This is a genomic window from Cylindrospermum stagnale PCC 7417 (genome assembly GCF_000317535.1).
Taxonomy (GTDB): Bacteria; Cyanobacteriota; Cyanobacteriia; order Cyanobacteriales; family Nostocaceae; genus Cylindrospermum; species Cylindrospermum stagnale.
On the sequence record NC_019757.1, the window covers coordinates 5643435 to 5661779 of the forward strand.

At 44.0% G+C, this 18345-nt stretch carries 16 protein-coding genes; 5 read left to right on the forward strand and 11 right to left on the reverse strand.

All coding sequences use genetic code 11. The annotated features are described in order from the left end of the window. Positions 1–198 precede the first annotated feature (198 nt). The 5 genes from CYLST_RS23620 to CYLST_RS23645 form a co-directional block, all read right to left on the reverse strand. Positions 199–402: a hypothetical protein gene (locus CYLST_RS23620; protein WP_015210264.1), complete on the reverse strand. Its 204-nt coding sequence runs from the start codon at positions 400–402 to the stop codon at positions 199–201. Positions 403–838: 436 nt separating this feature from the next. Then, positions 839–1300: a DUF4079 domain-containing protein gene (locus CYLST_RS23630; protein ID WP_015210265.1), complete on the reverse strand. Its 462-nt coding sequence runs from the start codon at positions 1298–1300 to the stop codon at positions 839–841. Between the two features lie 179 nt (positions 1301–1479). Continuing rightward, entirely contained in the window at positions 1480–3060 is a 1581-nt protein-coding gene (locus CYLST_RS23635; RefSeq protein WP_015210266.1) for a diguanylate cyclase domain-containing protein, read from the reverse strand. Positions 3061–3092: 32 nt separating this feature from the next. Next, positions 3093–3905 carry an alpha/beta fold hydrolase gene (locus CYLST_RS23640; protein WP_015210267.1) on the reverse strand — a complete coding sequence of 271 codons (813 nt, stop codon included), beginning with the start codon at positions 3903–3905 and terminating at the stop codon, positions 3093–3095. Between the two features lie 353 nt (positions 3906–4258). After that, positions 4259–4654, reverse strand: coding sequence for a DUF1830 domain-containing protein (locus CYLST_RS23645; RefSeq protein ID WP_015210268.1), 396 nt, complete (start codon positions 4652–4654; stop codon positions 4259–4261). 581 nt (positions 4655–5235) lie between these two features. Here CYLST_RS23645 and CYLST_RS23655 point away from each other — a divergent pair. The 3 genes from CYLST_RS23655 to CYLST_RS23665 all read left to right on the forward strand — a co-directional run bounded on the left by CYLST_RS23655 (position 5236) and on the right by CYLST_RS23665 (position 8996). Beyond that, positions 5236–6828, forward strand: a complete 1593-nt coding sequence (locus CYLST_RS23655; protein WP_015210269.1) for a photosystem II high light acclimation radical SAM protein — start codon at positions 5236–5238, stop codon at positions 6826–6828. Positions 6829–6969: 141 nt separating this feature from the next. Then, positions 6970–8367, forward strand: a complete 1398-nt coding sequence (locus CYLST_RS23660; protein WP_015210270.1) for a DICT sensory domain-containing protein — start codon at positions 6970–6972, stop codon at positions 8365–8367. After that, complete coding sequence (locus tag CYLST_RS23665; RefSeq protein WP_015210271.1) at positions 8364–8996, forward strand: pentapeptide repeat-containing protein; 633 nt, start codon at positions 8364–8366, stop codon at positions 8994–8996. Before CYLST_RS23660 ends, CYLST_RS23665 begins: the two co-directional genes overlap by 4 nt. Positions 8997–9693: 697 nt before the next feature. On the opposite strand, the gene CYLST_RS23670 is transcribed toward CYLST_RS23665, so the two are convergent. The 4 genes from CYLST_RS23670 to clpS all read right to left on the reverse strand — a co-directional run bounded on the left by CYLST_RS23670 (position 9694) and on the right by clpS (position 12179). Then, positions 9694–10614: a DUF4351 domain-containing protein gene (locus tag CYLST_RS23670; RefSeq protein ID WP_015210273.1), complete on the reverse strand. Its 921-nt coding sequence runs from the start codon at positions 10612–10614 to the stop codon at positions 9694–9696. A 91-nt stretch (positions 10615–10705) separates the two neighbouring features. Continuing rightward, positions 10706–10999: a hypothetical protein gene (locus CYLST_RS23675; RefSeq protein WP_157162635.1), complete on the reverse strand. Its 294-nt coding sequence runs from the start codon at positions 10997–10999 to the stop codon at positions 10706–10708. Between the two features lie 2 nt (positions 11000–11001). Then, the gene (locus CYLST_RS23680) at positions 11002–11826 is read right to left on the reverse strand and encodes a CPBP family intramembrane glutamic endopeptidase (RefSeq protein ID WP_041233856.1); all 825 of its coding nucleotides are present in this window, start codon (positions 11824–11826) and stop codon (positions 11002–11004) included. Between the two features lie 71 nt (positions 11827–11897). Then, positions 11898–12179: an ATP-dependent Clp protease adapter ClpS gene (gene clpS, locus CYLST_RS23685; RefSeq protein WP_015210276.1), complete on the reverse strand. Its 282-nt coding sequence runs from the start codon at positions 12177–12179 to the stop codon at positions 11898–11900. Between the two features lie 270 nt (positions 12180–12449). Here clpS and CYLST_RS23690 point away from each other — a divergent pair, with 270 nt between their 5' ends. Further along, positions 12450–12812, forward strand: coding sequence for a hypothetical protein (locus CYLST_RS23690; RefSeq protein WP_015210277.1), 363 nt, complete (start codon positions 12450–12452; stop codon positions 12810–12812). 33 nt (positions 12813–12845) lie between these two features. On the opposite strand, the gene CYLST_RS23695 is transcribed toward CYLST_RS23690, so the two are convergent. After that, positions 12846–14024, reverse strand: a complete 1179-nt coding sequence (locus CYLST_RS23695) for an LL-diaminopimelate aminotransferase (protein ID WP_015210278.1) — start codon at positions 14022–14024, stop codon at positions 12846–12848. Between the two features lie 229 nt (positions 14025–14253). Next, on the reverse strand, positions 14254–14451 hold the full coding sequence (locus CYLST_RS23700; protein WP_015210279.1) for a hypothetical protein: 198 nt from the start codon (positions 14449–14451) through the stop codon (positions 14254–14256). Positions 14452–15090: 639 nt separating this feature from the next. Here CYLST_RS23700 and CYLST_RS23705 point away from each other — a divergent pair. Next, positions 15091–17721, forward strand: a complete 2631-nt coding sequence (locus tag CYLST_RS23705) for a TIGR03960 family B12-binding radical SAM protein (RefSeq protein ID WP_015210280.1) — start codon at positions 15091–15093, stop codon at positions 17719–17721. Positions 17722–18345: the final 624 nt, after the last annotated feature.

Sequence of the window (18345 nt, forward strand, 5' to 3'; positions counted from 1 at the left end):
CCTTCAAGGTGGGGGAGTGTCAATTTCAAGCTATTGATGCATGCATTTTACTTGTCTTGCTGAGATTTTAGCCAGTTTTGGAGCTAGAACCTGACAGAGTTTATTGATCTGAGTCTTCTGCTTCCCTGGCTAATTGTAAAGTTTGAACCACGGGACTAATCAGGTCTTAAGTTTCACTCACTTCACAATATCACCCGTTTAGTCGTCGTCAGACTCAGGCTTGTAAACAAGACCTTTCACGTAGAATGGAATCTTCTTGTACTTACCCTTGGATTTTTTGGACTTCTTTTCATCGTCGTCATCATCGTCGTCGCGTTTAGAGCAGTATCCTCCAGAAAGAAGCTCTTGTTGCTCTGTCGCTAAATCCTCAAGTAACTCAGGTTGCAGCAATTGAAATGACATAATTATTACCCTCATTTTGGTAAATAGGTCTGACCCTGATATGGGAAAACCTATACTTTGTTTCTAAACTAGATTTTCTAGATATTCAATTTTTCTAAAGTTAGAACATTAAAATTTTAAATGTCTAGCTTTGGGATTAAACAAAGTTTATCCCAAAGTTGAATGAAACTTTTTAACACCAGCATGAATACCCAAAAGATGGGTTATAAATGCTGTGTCATCTTAAAAATTCTTGCACCAACAACATATCTAAAAATCGATACTTTGACGCTAAAAATTGCTAATAATCGAAGATTGCCATTATTTAAAAAAATGTCAAACATGCTAAAACTAGCAAACATGCTGTATCAACAGATGCCAGCAAGAAAAACTTGATCGCACTTTTAAATAACTCGCTTGGTTTTTGCTGCATTATTTTGTCAGGCTTGATGCCTGATTACGGCAAATACTTTTGCACCACAATCCAACCAGTCAGGGACACCCAGGCAAAACCGATAAACAGCAGAATATTCGTACCAATGTGTAAAGGTCTGGCCCAGGGTCTTCTAGCGCTAATTTGCGTTGCACTGACAGCAGACAGCAAAACCATGACTACCACTATTAACCCAGCAACTAAATGTGACGAGTGCCCTAAAGAACCGAAGTGTCCCAAAGTACCAATGATGCCAATAGCCAACAGCAGCAGCACTAAACTGACCATGCTCAGTCCGATTGTATAATGGAGCGATCGCACTCCCCGATCAACACCCGTCAGTGAGGCGATGACAGGAGGTTGTCCCGAAGTTCTCATCCGAAACATCCAAACACCTGTGACTGCTAACAGCAAATATGCCAGCAGCGACAACCCCATAGACCAAGCGGCTATTTTCCATAACCAAATAAAAGAAGGTAGATGCATAAAACAGTTTTGTTCAGGAAAGTGATCTTTTGCGGCTCACAGGGGTGAAAACGAGTTCTAAAAGCCGCCTGCATAGCGTTGGAACCGCCAATTTTGTCCAGGTTTTTCCTCAGGAAAAATCGTGGTTTTGTCGGTTTTGTCTAGTTGTAAACTTCAACATCACACTGCTGATTTTATCTCTAGAAGGAGAAGATCACAGACTGATTACGCCCCTGTTGCTTGGCACAGTAGAGTGCCTGATCTGCTTGAGCAATCAGGATGGCTGGTGATATTTCGGAACTAGGAATCAAAGTGGCGATGCCAAGACTAATGGTGACCGTATTGCTCACTTCAGAGGCTTGGTGAGGAATGTTTAATGCTTGCATAGCAGCGTGAACTCTTTCCGCAACCGCTCCTGCCCCTTCAGCATCGGTATTGGGCAAAATGATCACAAATTCTTCCCCACCGTAACGAGCCACTAAATCCGCCGGACGCCACACCACCTGTTGCGCGGCTTGAGCAAGTTTGGTCAGGCAATCATCCCCCAGTTGATGACCGTAGAAATCGTTATAACGTTTAAAATAATCGACATCAAACAACAGCAGAGACAGAGGTTGCTGTTCCCGGCATAGCCGCAGCCATTCTTGCAATAAGCGATCATTAAAGCAGCGGCGATTGGCAATTTGAGTCAGCCCATCAATGTTAACTAGCTTTTCTAGGAGGCGAGTAGCACAAGCCAGTTCCTCGTTAGAGAATGCAAGTTGTTGGTTGCTCTCTCTCAGTCTGGCTTCTGCCTGTTCCCGTTCTGCTAATTCCTTCTGTGACTTTTGAAAAAGATCTGATTGCTGAATGGCGATCGTTAACTGGATAGCAATTTGTTTAATAAAGTCAATCTCAAGCTCTTGCCAATGTCGGGGAGCAGAACATTGATGAATACATAACAAGCCCCACAAATCTTCTCCAGCATTCAGCAAAGGCACAACGAGATTCGCTCGAATCTGCAATTTTGCTAGAATCCGGCGATGGCAGTCTGCAAGTCCAGCATTGTCGATATCATCTAAGGCTTGGATTCTGCCTTGCTGATAGTAGCTGGCGTACTGTTTGCCAAAGCAATGATCGTGAATTTTTCTCGCTAAGTGAGAATTAAATCCCTGAAGTACAGATTCGGCGACAAATTCGCCATCGTTATAGTGAGCGTCAGAATAGAATTTAAAGATCCCTACCCGATCAGCGTGAATTAACTCGCGGATTTTCTGAGAAGCAATCTCAAAAATGTTAGATAAATCGAGGGATTGATTGATCCGTTGGGTAATGTCTCGAAGTAATATAGCTCGTTCATACTGCTGCCGCAGAGCTATTTCCGCTTGCTTTTGGGCAAGGATAGCTACCTCCGCTTCTTTCTTTGCCTTGAGAATTTCGTCTTCGTACTGGATACGTTGGCGGATGGGTACGAAGATACAGTTGTTGACAAAGCTGCCTGCATTCTCCCGACGCACCGCGTTGACAAGCATGGGTATATCACTCCCCTGCCTTGGCCTCAATGAAAAGTAGATCTCCTCCGCCTTACCATGCAGCTTCAGCAGCGGGAAGAAATGGGTTTGATAAAAGATCCGGCTGGCAATTGGTAGAATTGATTCGATCTTTCGTCCCCGCAGTCCATCGAGTTCATGTCCGAGTAATTCTAACAGCGTGGCATTGACCATCACAATCGTGCCATCGTCAGTAAACGAGAGAAAGCCACAGGGCGCGGTGTTGAGTAGCTCGTCTATCTGGTAAGTCACTGATTGGTCACAAATCTTGTTGGCAATGGAACTCAAGTAATATGAGCGGCAATATACTCCTTAATCAGATGGATAGTCTCTTCTGGATGGCTCATGTGTGGACAATGTCCAGTAGCCTTCATCAGTTTCAACGTACTCTCTCTCAGGTGACGATGCAGGTAATGTCCCACCTCCGTGGGTGCGATCGCATCCTCCGCACATTGCAAAATGAGTGAAGGTACTGTCACCTTGGGTAAATCACTCCGGTTGTCAGAGTAAAAAGTGGCCTCGGCGAAGCGGCTGGCGATCACAGGATCGGTTGAGCAAAAGCTGCTCTCAAGCTCATGAGCTAGTTCAGGCCGATCCTCGTTTTTCATCACCATAGGAGCCAGAAAGCTCGCCCAACCAATGTAATTTTTCTCCATAATATCCAGCAGATCCTCAATGTCCTTTCGCTCAAACCCTCCCAAGTAATCGGGTAGATCATTGATGTAGCAGGGTGAAGGACAGATGAGAATCAGTCTCTGAAAGAGATGAGGAGCTTGGATACAGGACAGGATGCCAATAACACTGCTGACAGAATGCCCGACGAAAATCACATCCGTCAACGCTAAAGTTGCACAGATATCGAGGATATCCTGGACATAGCCATTGAGGTCGCCGTACCTTTGGGCACTGTAGGCGCTAATATCAGATTTTCCAGACCCTACATAGTCAAATAGGACGATCTTGTAGTCATTCTCGAAGGACGGGGTGACAAAACGCCACATATTCTGATCACACCCGAACCCATGAGCGAACAGCATGGTCTGTGTGCCTTGTCCAAACACGGTTACATTGTTCCGTAGCAGAATGTTTTGAGTCATTCCATAAACACGAGCATACTATATTTATTGTACGGCTGATACTAGTTCTAAATCGGTTGAGTAGAGTACTGATCCAAGGCCAACCCTAAAATTTTTCGATACCTGACGATAGAAGTATTTCTCTAGCAATATTGTTGAGTAGACAACACTGTAGAGATATTTCCTGACTTGTCTCTACAAAGGTTTGAATCTCTAGTATCTAAGGATATTTACTTAAAAAATTTGGTAAATCTATTTACCGCCTTGGTCAAAAATCTCGATTTATCCTCAAATTGAGCCACGCCTAATCCACTTTCCTAAATAAAAAAGGTTGCTGAATTCAGCAACCCTCAAATTGAGCAAAATTGTGTTTTTTAATCAACAGATGCTAATCCAGCAACTTGTAAGGGTTTTGTGATTTCTCCGGTTTTTGTATTAATTGAGGACATCATAGCCTTGGTATTTATAGGGTCTATTCCTGCTGATGAGTCTGTATCAAACTCATCAGTACTAGGTTCGTTGAGCGCCAGGCGATCGCACGGAATATTATCCGATAAAATTGCACTTGCCATCATACCCGTATGAATCTCCATATGAGCTTCTTTCGGGGCTTCAAAGACTAAGCGTTGCCCAGGAAAAACAACCCTTTCAAAGTACCAGTTAGGAATATTGGAAATGCGAGCCACCTGTATTTTGCTCGTGGCATTGACGTAGCAGCAGAGAACTTTCCCCGATTGCTCCGGTGGTAGAGGATCTAATATTTGAGCCATAACTGCTGAGGAGCTTTACGCCACAATTTTACATTACACCAGCCAAACTAGCACTGGCTGATCCCCAGTTGCTGTAACTCCGACTACCAACTACACTTTTCTGCATCATTTCTATCTAAAGATATGTCTAAATTATGGAATCTTTGCTTGTGTATGAAATTTTTCTATAATTATACACTACATCATAGATACTTTTGATATTTGTTCCCTGACAAATGACTGACAAATTTCTGAAGGCAGATCATTAGAGGATAGACACGGTGACGATCCCCTTGCATTTAACCTGGTAGAGGAGTGAGTTTTTCTATTTCATCTATCCCAGGGCTAACAGGCGAAAATCATCGCTTAATTAATAAAGTCAATGTTATGGTAAAGCTATATGAAAACTTTCTTCATAAAGCTTATTTTCTAGATGCCATGCATCTTTTACCCAGAGGAATTTTAATTTTTTCCCCAGTTGCTATCGTCTATCAAAAATTAGACCAAATGTCAAGCAAGATTGTGATAGAGACGAGCAACCAAAACAAACACACACTTTAAAACTGGATGTTTCTCTCGCTTTTTCCTTAAATTACAGCAAGATGGAAGTTAAACTCCCGATGATGGAAAATCGAATTCTCTACGTTCGCCTTCCCTGTAACCCCATCTTTCCCATTGGGGTTGTCTATCTTTCTGATCACGTCCACAAGCTATTTCCCAACATCGAACAGCGGATTTTTGATTTGGGCACAGTGCCACCTTTAGATTATGCTGCTGCCCTAGATAGCTGTATTGATGAATTTAAACCAACACTGCTAGTCTTTTCTTGGCGGGACATTCAAATATATGCCCCAGTCGGTGGACGCGGTGGTAACCCCCTGCAAAATTCCTTTGAGGTCTTTTACGCCAAAAATCCCTTGATTAGACTAAGGGGGGCCTTGGGTGGCTTGAAGTTACTCCTAAGTTACTATGGAGAACTTTGGCAAAATATAGGATTAATCAAACGCGGACTTAAACGCGCCCAGAAATACAATGCTGACACTCGCTTAGTTGTGGGTGGTGGTGCTGTCAGCGTGTTTTACGAACAGTTGGGTAAAAGCTTGCCCAAAGGGACAATTATCTCTGTGGGTGAAGGAGAAACCCTACTCACAAAAATCTTAAATGGTAGTGAGTTTCGGGATGAACGCTGCTATGTAGTCGGTGAAACTCAACCGCGAGAACGTCTCATCCACGAACAACCCACGCCACTGGAAAAAACCGCCTGTAACTACGACTATATCGAAACCATCTGGCCGGAATTTAATTATTACCTGCAAGAACAAGATTTTTACATCGGTGTGCAAACCAAGCGCGGTTGTCCCCACAACTGCTGTTATTGCGTCTACACCGTTGTCGAAGGTAAACAGGTACGCATTAACCCAGCTGATGAAGTCGTTGCCGAGATGCGCCAATTATACGATCGCGGCGTTCGCAATTTCTGGTTTACCGATGCCCAATTCATCCCCGCCCGGAAATTCATCGATGATGCTGTAGAACTCTTACAAAAAATCATTGATTCTGGAATGACAGACATCCACTGGGCAGCATACATCAGAGCCGACAACCTGACACCAGAATTGTGTGACTTGATGGCGAAAACCGGGATGAACTACTTTGAAATCGGTATTACCAGCGGTTCTCAAGAACTTGTGCGGAAAATGCGGATGGGATACAACCTGCGAACTGTCTTGCAAAACTGTCGCGATTTAAAAGCAGCTGGTTTCAACGACTTAGTTTCCGTCAACTACTCCTTTAACGTCATTGACGAACGCCCCGAAACCATTCGCCAAACCATCGCTTACCACCGCGAACTCGAAAAGATTTTTGGCGCTGACAAAGTCGAACCTGCCATCTTTTTTATTGGACTCCAACCTCATACCCACTTAGAAGAATTTGCCTTTAAAGAGGGTATCCTGAAACCAGGATACAATCCCATGAGCCACATGCCGTGGAATGCCAGAAAACTCCTGTGGAACCCCGAACCCCTTGGTTCCTTCTTCGGGGAAGTTTGTTTACAAGCTTGGCGACGCAACCCCAACGACTTCGGACGCGAAGTTATGAAAATCTTAGAAGAAAGATTGGGTTGTGCCTCCCTTGAAACAGCACTTACTGCACCAATAGAGCCGAAAGCGAAACAGTTAGCAGGCATATCATAGAAGACAAACTACAGTGCTTCCTTTTTGAGTTTTGAGTGGTAAGTTGTTAGTTATGACTTGTTTAGTTTTTAGTTTTTAGTTTTTATTCTTAACTCAGCACTCATCACTTAGCACTCATAAAGGAAGCACTCCTATAACCCCATGCTAGAAGGTTCAATTATCCAACAGCTGGAAACAGCCCACCGCCATAGCTCCCGGCCGATTCACTTTGGGGTGTACTACAAAAATACCCTAGTATCCCTCTGCCATGCCCTGGAAGACCACATCTTAACCGACGATGGTCAGCCCTTAGTAATCACCGCCTTTCAACAGGGCAAATGGTATCTGCAAGAAGCAAATCGATACGCAGATATCGCCCAGCGCAGCCGGGAAATTGCGATCATGGCTGCCCCTGACGGCGGATTTGGCGAACACCCCACCAGCCAGCTACCCAACGTCAACTTAGTGGACTTAGATCCAGCTGATCCAGTGGCTCAAGAGTGGCATTTGATTATCCTGTCGCCCAGTTACACAGCGATGGTACTTTGTCAAGAATTATCAGCAGATGATTATGGGGCGGCTGGACTACCGACATCGGATTTAGAGCGCAAGTTTTATGGCTTGTGGACATTTGAGCCAGAGTTAGTCCAAGAGACAGCAAAATTAGCGATCGCGCACATCCAACCATACAATCCAGAACTGGCAAACAAACTCACCGCCCATAAACAAGCAATTAAAACTGCGATTGCCCCACCAGCAAACCTCAGTGCCGTTGTCTCCCGCGTCGTAGATTACCTCCAGACTGGGCAAGAAAATCTAGCTATCCCCGCAGCGCAGCGCCAACTAGCCCTAGATCGCAACCTGGTTTCTAACGAAATCCAGGCATTTTTGCGGATGGCACAACTGATGGATCTAGCAGATATTAACAACCCCATGGCCGCCGCGGAAGTAGTCGCAATTTCCGAAACAATTGGGCAACTGTTAGATTTACCAGCATGGCAAACTAAACGATTGCGCCTTGCCGGTTTGCTACACCGCATAGATCCCCTACAGCAGGCAGAAAGTGTTCTCACTCCTGGTACATCCACACGCTATGAAGAAGATGTACTTAGTTGTCCCTTAACTTGTCCTCTAGTACCAGGGGCCCAAGTATTGCGGACAATGCCACGACTACGAGCAGTTGCCCAAATTATCACCCACCAAACCGAGTGGTGGGATGGCACAGGAGAACCAGCCGGTTTAGCTGGAGATGAAATCCCCCTAGAGTCGAGAATTTTGGCATTAGTGGCAGACTTTCAGCGGCGAGTCAATCAGCAACAATCCACTGATAAAAATCGGCAAGAAATAATTACTCAAGCTTTGGATGAGTGCAGACAACAACAATCGACCCGCTTTGACCCTAAACTTGTAGATACCCTAACTTTATTAGTGATGGGTTTGCAACAGGGACTCGAATTACCTGTGATGACACCAAAAGTCAGCAGCGGTATCTGGTTACTTAATTCCCGTTGGGATAGCCACAGCAAGACAAGTGAAGAGATTGGTACATACCCCCAATGAATATTGAAGCCATTAGATCAGGAACACTCAAACAAATTCCAGGGGCAGACTTAGAAGACGAGGAACTATCCCAACTAGATTTAAGCCGCGTCAATCTAGCCGGCGCCAGCCTTGTGGGTACTAATTTCTCTGGTTCTAAACTCGAAGGCGGGCATCTAGAGGGCGCAAACTTAATGGGGGCGAACCTCCAAGAAACCGACTTGCGGGCCAACCTGATGGGAGCAAACTTGATGCAAGCAGATTTAACAAGTGCTGACTTGCGGGGTAGCAATTTGCGCGGTGCTAACTTGATGGGTGCGACACTCAGCGATGTCACTTTGGCGGGTGCTTTCTTGAGTGGTGCCAATTTGATGAGTGTGAACTTGCAAGATGTTGACTTTCGCGATGCGGACTTACGAGGGGCAAATTTGACAGGGGCAAATCTCAAAGGTGCAGACTTGGGTCGCGCCGATTTGCGAGGCGCCTTATTAAGTGAAGCTAATCTCGAAGAAGCCGACTTGCGGAAGGCAAACTTAGCAGGGGCGAATTTGACAGGAGCGAATTTGCTCTGCGCTGAATTAGAAGGGGCAAATTTGCAAGGTGCTAATTTAGATAGAGCTTGTGTGGTGGGGACAATATTGGAAGTTTAATATTATTTATTTTTCTGCTATTACCGATGAATGAGATATCAAATCGTTGGCAAGAATGGCTGACTGTATTCGCCTATTTAGGGTTTACAGCTTTTATTATTTGGCGTGTGTTTGCGACACCGAATAAATAAACATAAAAAACTTCAATCGAGCAAAATTTAGTTTAATCGTAGGGGCACAGCAATGCTCATGAGTGTCAACTTAAGCTCAAACTGTTGTCCCACAGGCGTTTGACCCCTCCCCTCATGAGGGGAGGTTTTGCGCCAGCAAAACCGGGGTGGGGTTCTTCTGGATTGGTTGGTAATTGGGTAAATGTTGTTATACCGTCGTTACCAGGTTTTAACGTTAAGTTGACACGTATGAGCATTGCTGTGCCCCTGTATTGGCTTCTATCCGCTGCATCGAGGTTGTTATCCCTCTTTCCTCACTTTCGGATAAATTAACGATTTTTCGACGTTGCAGCCAACGAAAAATTAAGGTTTAACCCCCACTTTGACAGAAAAGGGATATACCGCGCTAGAAGCTGAGGTACAAAAATGATGCCCAAGCAACACCAATTGTAAGATCATCTCTTCCGATAAGCTTCAAGCTTTCCCAAAAGCCAATCCCCCACCGCAAAATCCGTCTACGGTCTACTGTCGCACATGACACACATGATACGCCAGAATAATGTCCTGATTCGATACTCCCCGCCCTATTAATTATTCACAGTATCTAACCAATCTCGCAAAGTCTCCACTGTTGAAAAATCTAAAAATGCTTCCCCTAAAACTTCGAGACGTTCAACATCTAACTCTCTAATCTGAGCTTCTAATTCAGCATCAATTCCGCCTAATTTGCGCTTGATTTGACGCACAACTAAATCTTTTTCTCGCTCAATGCCTTGCTCAATGCCTTGTCTCATCCAACTGGTGACAATTTGCATAACTTCCTCCTGTTCTTCTTGCCTGAATAAACCTAATTCTGTTTGAAATTCCTGCTCTTCTACTAGATTAAGCTTCAGATAAGTGTCAATAAAACCTGAGATTAATTGCATTTTAGCAGGATTTAATTTTAACGTCACTAACAACCTTAAACATTCAGCTTTAACTTTTGGCCTTTCTAAGGGAGCTATATCCATTTTAGACATTAAAGCCGAAGCGACTGGATTAGGAAATCTCAAAAAATCTCGCCAATTTAATTGATTGAGTTGAACAACTCGATAATTAAATCTTAAAACTTCAAAATCAGGAAAATCAATTTGATAATTACTAATTGCTAATTTTTTAGGTGAGGAATATGAGAAGATAACAATCGGATAAATGGGTAGGTCAAATTTTTCATGCAAACGGGCGAAATAGCGGAACATTCTTTTATTAAATTTCGGACGTGAACCGGATTCTGCTTCAAGATGAATCAGAAAATAAGAAGGCTCTCCTCGAAATCTCACTTGAGCAATCAAATCTGTTTCATACTTTTCTCCTGCGGTGACATCAGTAAACGTCTCTTTATCTATTAAGGTGACAGAATTAGGTTCAAGATAATTGATTACCTCTGGAAAAAAGAGTTCTATAAACTCAATAAAAAACGTTGAGAGTAATTCTTTGAACAAGCGATCATGATCAATATTTTCAGCCACGAATTTATATCCTGTTCTGAACCTTCATTATTCAATGTTTTTGGACAATCAATTGCCGATTGCACCCTAGGCAAACTTGAAATAGAAATAATTATTTATTAAAAAAACTGCAAATCATCTCACCAGGGCTGTTGTGTTCAAATTGCGAAACACTCCCATCTTTTCGCACCTTAAACCTACCCCGACAATTGTAAACTTCAACGGGTGTTTTCACTGCATCCACAGTCACAGATGCTCGATATTCCCAATATTTTTTGGCACTGCGTTTAATACTCAAAATACAAATCTCCTGCCCTTCATAATTACGGCAGGATTTGGCCATAGCCGGAAGCGTCACTGATAAAGAAAGTAGTAGTAACAGTACAAGGGCAACATATTTGATCATACTTAATTTTTTACAGTTCGCCCACGCATCCATAAAGCTAATCCACTCATAAACAGCACCCCTATCAAACCTTGCAACGGATTTTTATTCACACCAGTTACCCAATCAGGAACCTGTTGAGAATATGTGATTAATTCCCCAACATTAACTATGTAGTAACCCCAAACTAAACCACCATGTAAACCAATTGGTAAACCTAAACGTCCCCGCCGCCAGCGTTTACCCCATACCTGCGTTAACCCCAGCAACACTAAAGTCGGGAATTGTGGTAATGTGTGAATAATTGCTGCTAACGGTTTAATAAAGTGCGCTACAGCAAATAAAATCGCATCTATCCACTGTGCCACACCTGGACTATAGTCTCGCTGTAACTCATCCAGCAACCAGCCCCGGAAAAACAATTCTTCAGCAAACCCCACGCCTAAACTGACTAATAAACCTTCTAAAATTATTTTGAATAAGAAAACTTTAGGTTGTTGCCACACTAGCCAACCCAAATAACCTTCTACACCAAATAATATTAAAACGGTAATTGTCCCCATAGCCAAGCCGCGTAGCAAATCTACACCATTTTGCCGTGTAAATTCTAAGCCATAATGCTGCAATATCTGGGGTTGCTGGTAGACTTTCTTACCCCATATCCTCAAGAGAAATATAAACTCTGCATAGAGCAATACCATTGTCAAGATACTTACCAAATTGGCATCATTCACTAGTAAGTAAATTGGTGCAGCCAAGGGCAACCATAGCAGCAATAAACAGGAGATAAAACAACCCAGCCGGAAGGGGGCAGGGCGTTGGGCGAGTTGGGGTAGGTTTATTTTCATAGCACGTAAGTCAATAATCACTAGTCCACCATATATATTTCTGCTAATGACTAATGACTAATGACTAATGACTATTCCTCAGGTTCAATCGTGCTGATTAAACCATGACTTTTCAAGGTTTCGCAATAAAACTCAGCATGTTCCATCTCGCAGGTAATGACTAAGGCTAGCCCGTTAGTATGGGCTTCCATCATGATACTAACAGCCTGGGGCTGGGTGAGGTTCGGCACAGTGGTTATTAGTACTTGAACTACATACTCCATCGGGTTGTAGTCGTCGTTATGGAGCAAAACGCGATACCGAGGCGCGAGCTTGCGGGATGTGGAACGCTTCTCAATGGTTTCGACTGACACTGCTCTTTGCTCTTTTATCGTTGATTTACTACAGCAAGTTTTCTGTTTAGCATTTGCTTAACAGTTATTCACTAATTCTATAGCATTTCCGTCCAAATTCCACAGCAGCAAAAGTTTTTCCTGCTGTGGGGATGATTGCACAGGCGGAGGACTAGGACATTGCAAGTCCCTGAGACGGCTATAGGAATTTCCCTTCAGGATAGCGCATTCTCACTCTTAAAATTAAGAAAGCTGCAACACTATCTTTGCCCACGCCTCGTCTGCATAATTATGGACATTAGCCTCAACTTTCAACCGGGACAAATTGTGTCTTTAGAGCATGGCGACAGGAATCTCTATGCAGAAGTTATTCAAGTTGTAGTTTCCCGTCAGTTGTGCTGGGTGCGTCCGTTACTGCTGGTAGCTTTCACCCAAGAACCGCCGCTAGTCACTGATTTGCGAGATGCGTCTGACCTGTTTTGGCCTGTAAATTTATTTCGACCGGCTCTAGACACAGAAGTAATTACCCTATTGAGTCAGGTTTTGGCAAAGGAACCAAAAGCTGAACCTGACTCAGTTGCTAATCAGCAACTCAATCAGTTTATTCACCAACTGTGGCAAGCATATCAAAAGGGATTAGGTACTAGGGACTAGGGGTTTTGAAGATTTCCCAGTACCGAGTAACTATTACCCAGTATAGCGAATGCCGGCATCTTTCAGGCGTTGAATTCCGGCTCGCAACCGCTCTTCAGTGATAGTTAGAGCAATTCGGAAAAAGCCTTCTCCCCCTGCACCGTAACCATTGCCTGGCGCGACGATAATGCCACATTTGTCAAGGAGTAGGGTGACAAATTCTGCTGAAGAATATCCTGGAGGTACAGGTACCCAGATATAAAGGCTGGCTTTCGGAGGCTGAATTGGCCAACCTAAAGATTGTAGTCCTTGGATGATGATGTCGCGGCGATTTTGGTAAACTGACATTGCCGCTTGGTGTTTGGCTTCGCTGGTGCTAGAGTAAGCGGCGATCGCACAAGCTTGAATTGCCTTAAACACCCCAGAGTCAATATTACTTTTTACCTGGGTTAAGCCTTTAATGCCGATCGCATTACCAACCACAAAACCAATCCGCCAGCCTGCCATATTATAAGACTTAGACAAACTGTGAAACTCAATCGCAATATCTTTTGCTCCTGGAACTTGCAGTATACTCGGTGGCTTGTAAGCATCATAAGCTATTTCCGAGTAAGCATTGTCATGGCATAGTAAAATATTATACTCTTTGCCGAAAGCTACCAATTCTGTAAAAAACTCTGTAGTGGCGATCGCTCCAGTAGGATTATTAGGATAGTTAATCCACAACAGTTTTGCTTTCCTGGCCACTTCTTCAGGAATTGCACTCAAGTCAGGCAAAAAGTTATTTTCTGCCTTGAGAGGCATAGTAAAAAACTCACCACCAGCGAAAATAGTCGAAGTTTGATACACAGGATAACCAGGATCTGGTATCAGCGTATAATCTCCTGCTTCCACAAAGGCTAAAAAGGTATTATGAATTGCTTCTTTGGAACCAACAGAGGAAACAATCTCTGTATTTGGGTTCAAACCCGTCACCCCAAACCGCTGTTCCATCCACTTAGCCACTGCCTCCCGGAATTCTTGCGTACCTTGGTAGGGTGGATAGTTGTGGTTAGAAGCGTCGTCAATCGCTTCATGCATTACTTGGACGATATCAGCAGGCGTTGGTTTATCTGGATCGCCCACTCCCATATTAATGATGTCAACTCCCTTTGTCACGAGTTCATTCTGTTTACGGTTAATTTCAGCAAACAGATAGGGAGGAATTCTGTCTAAGCGTTTAGCAAACTGCATGACGATTTATTACTAATGCAAATGTGGATGCTCATTAGCACAGTTTACGCCACCCTAGGGAATTAAATAATCAACCCCACAGAAAAACACGCTCTGATAATCTTGCCTTTATAATCAGCGTTGCCTTAACGACTACTTTTTTACCTATTTGAAAGTTTGATTGCTATAGTCTTGAGCAAATTAACTTCGTATCGGGAAGCTGTCTCTTTTCCTGAATTAATTTTGCTGATTATCCCAGGGTAGGAACCAACTTAACTCGACCAGCATCCATCTCTGCCATTAACAATTCCAGGGCTTCGTAGTCAACGTCAGATATATAACCCAATTCCGTTAGTTCTGAGTTAATTTCGTTTTCTATTTCTGGCGTTAATTTTTTGATGTCCAGCGCTTTCTCTACCAATTGACGAATTACGTATCGTGTTCTCATAAGGAATAAACTAACTGTAATTGTTACTCATTATCCAAGATAAAGCTAGGTATAAAAGGTGATCCAAACACTTGTACTATGGTGATCTAGGTCACAACAAAATTTAGCTCTAGTTAGTTCTTCATCAACCCTGATTTCTGCTACTTAGAAAGGTAAAAATTAGAGCCTTTTTCCTAGGTCTGACTTTTGCTCAAATCCGCTTGATTTATAGATTCAGAAAGGTTTTTGAGCATAGTCGTAGATGACTAATCTGCATGAGGTTTGTCTATGTTGATTGTTTTTGAACTCAAACAAAAAAAATGTATATATAAATACATTTTATGGTGTACTTATGACAATCTTTAAACAGAGATGCAAAAGCAATAAAGATTCAGCAAAGAACCCTAAAATAGATAGTCAAAGTCATAAAAATTTGCAGATGAAGCTGAGTTGGTAGCAGCATAAGGTCATAGCGCTGCACGGGTTACTGGGAAATCTTGACAATAGATCATCTCTAAAATGCCCAATTTCCAGCCAGGGCTAAAATGAGATTTGTGTAACAGAGTTGTAAGTTGCAACGCTCAACTCAGTCGAAAGCACTAATCAATGCTAATGTTGGAAGTGAATAGCGGTAATTTAAGGTAGCTAGAAGATAGCACAGTGGCTGTTACAGTTGAACAATTAATCACATCGGATATTTTAAAACCTGCCCGTTACCTGGGTAACGAGCGATTAGCAGTGCATAAGCCTTGGGATGGGGCGACGATCCGCTGGGTCTTAACCTACCCGGAGATATATGAAGTTGGTGCATCTAATTTAGGGCATATCATCCTCTATAACATTTTGAATGCCCAACCGCGCCAGTTGTGCGATCGCGCTTATCTACCAGGATCAGACTTAGCGGACAAACTCCGCGCCACCAATACACCATTGTTTGCAGTAGAGTCTAAGCGCCCTCTCACAGATTTCGACATTTTAGGCTTTAGCCTGAGTTATGAACTGGGAGCAACCAACATCCTAGAAATGTTGGATTTAGCTGGAATTCCGCTCACATGGCTTGAACGGTTAGCGGGGAATTACCCTTTAATCTTTGCCGGCGGACAAACGGCAACATCGAATCCTGAACCTTACGCCGACTTCTTTGACTTTTTCGCCCTAGGAGATGGCGAGGAACTCTTGCCAGAAATTGGCTTGGTGTTGGCACAAGGTAAACAAACTGGATTAAGTCGAGAAGAATTATTACTGGATTTGGCACAGATCCCAGGCGTCTATGTCCCCCAGTTTTACGAAATGAACGCTCTTGGCGCAGTTTATCCTCTTGATCCAAAGGTCCCCAAACGAGTACTACGACGGGTGGCGACGCCGATTCCCGCTTATTCCATTGGCTTAGTACCCTATGTGGAAACCGTCCATGACCGCCTGACAATTGAAATTCGGCGCGGTTGTACTCGCGGTTGCCGTTTCTGCCAACCAGGAATGCTGACTCGACCGGCACGGGATGTAGAACCAGACAAGGTGGTAACAGCAATTGAAGAGGGAATGCGGGCAACTGGGTACAATGAGTTTTCCCTGTTATCTCTGAGTTGTTCCGATTATTTGTCCTTACCAGCAGTAGGGATGGAAATAAAAAATCGGTTAAAAGATGAAAATATCACCCTGACTTTACCCAGCCAAAGAGTAGATAGATTTGATGAAAATATTGCCAACATCCTGGGGGGTACGCGGCAAGGTGGGTTGACTTTTGCCCCAGAAGCCGGCACCCAGCGGATGCGGGATATTGTGAATAAGGGTTTGACAAACGAAGAATTGCTGCGGGGTGTGAAAACCGCTTGGGAACAAGGCTGGGATAAAATCAAGTTGTATTTCATGATTGGTTTACCGGGTGAAACCGATGCCGATGTGGTGGGCATTGCGGAAACGGTAAGCTGGTTACAGCGAGAATGTTGGGCAAAAGGCAGAAAACCGCTCAACTTTAACTTGACGATTTCTAACTTTACGCCCAAGCCCCATACACCGTTTCAATGGCACTCTGTTTCTACCGCTGAGTTTAAGCGCAAGCAAAGGCTACTGCGGCTAGAATTCCGCCGGAGTCGGGGAGTGAAGATTAATTTTACTGATGTCCGCATTTCGGCGATGGAGGACTTTATTGGCCGGGGCGATCGCACTTTGGGTAAGGTAGTGCGCCGTGCTTGGGAATTGGGCGCAGGCATGGATTCCTGGTATGAGAATATAGATCAGGCTTTTGGCGCTTGGTCCAGTGCGATCGCCGAAGCTGGTTTAGACTGGAAATACCGCCTAGTAGAAAACGGCGAATGGAATCTGTTTTATGCAGCAGAGCAGCAGAGTAGCGGGGATGGGCAGAATAGCCAAGAAACCACTCAGCAGTTACTTGACACTCCCTTACCTTGGGATCATATCGATACAGGCATTGATAAAAAGTGGCTCCAGCAAGACTTGCAACGCGCCCTAGAAGCGGCAATTGTCCCGGACTGCTCTTTTGAAGGTTGTTCCCATTGTGGCGTCTGTGGCACTGATTTTGGGCACAATGTTGTCATTGAACCGCCAGCTATTCCAGAATTCGCTGGTCAATTTGTCCCCAACACAACCAAGGCACAACGACTAAGGGTCTGGTTTGGTAAGCAGGGCGATATGACTTTGGTGAGTCACCTAGATTTAATGCGCCTGTTTGACCGAGTGATGCGGCGAGCCGGGTTGCCAGTGGCTTTCACAGGTGGGTTTCATCCGAGTCCGCGGATAATTCTAGCCAATGCCTTGTCGCTGGGTCTTTCAAGCAGCGGTGAAATTGTGGATTTTGAATTAACTGTGCCAGTATCCGTGAATAGTTTCCGGGAAAAACTGGTTCGGGAACTGCCCACAGACATACCCATATATGATGTGGTAGAGATAGATTTAAAGTCTCCAGCAGCTAGTCAACTGATAGCAGCGGCGGAGTATTTGCTGACTGTAGCTACGGTAGGGCAGGTGAGGCCGACACAATGGCAAGACTGGATTGACACTATTATTGCCAAAGAAGAAATCTGGTGGGAGCATACAACTAAGTCAGGCAAGAGCCAGTTAATAAATCTGCGCGATCGCTTATTTGAGTTGGAATTAGTAGAAACCCAAGCCAGCGAAGCAGACTCTACATCTGTCTTGCGTTATTTGGGTAGCTGTCGCCACGACGGTACGCTGTTGCGTCCAGAACAAATTCTGTCTATGCTGGAAATAGTGGCTGAAGTAGAATTTCATCTCCTGTACATCCACCGCAATCAACTAGTTTTAGAGATATAATCCCTGAAGGGCAACTTGCTAGTAGTTGTCCTGATGTAGCACATCATAGGAATTGATTTTTAGCAAGGTTGCGTTAGAATGGGATGAAGAGAAATTTTCTGGCGCTGCATTGAATGACCTGGTTCACTACCCTGGTACTCAGGGGGCGAAAGCAAAGATATTAGAGTGCAACTTCTAGGATTTTATCCCAGACAAACTGAGGCAGATTAAAGAACACACTCTCTCTATAGCTACCTTGTGAATCAGTCACTAACAACAGGCTCCGTCAGCTTCTCTAACTCTATGCTTTTTAAAACAACTGCTGAATGCCTAATCCACAGTAGTGCTGAGGAGCCAGTGCGAAGGTGAGATCAGTGCGTTTCTCTGGTTTTCAGAGTAATGTAATATCTTCCTGAGGGTGGCGAACCAAAGGGTAGCAACTAGCATTACTGAGTGTTGAGTATAACCCTTAGGATCAATCCGGGGAATGGAAAACAGAAGTAGTTTCTTTTTCTTCACGACTCCAGTCGATTGCTTTCAAATCAAGTGTCCTGATCAGGATGCTTACTCAGGAGTACCGGATTGCTCAAATTGAGGGAGTGCGGTGCTCTTCCTGGATTTGAGCCACCCTAGTGGGGAAACCTT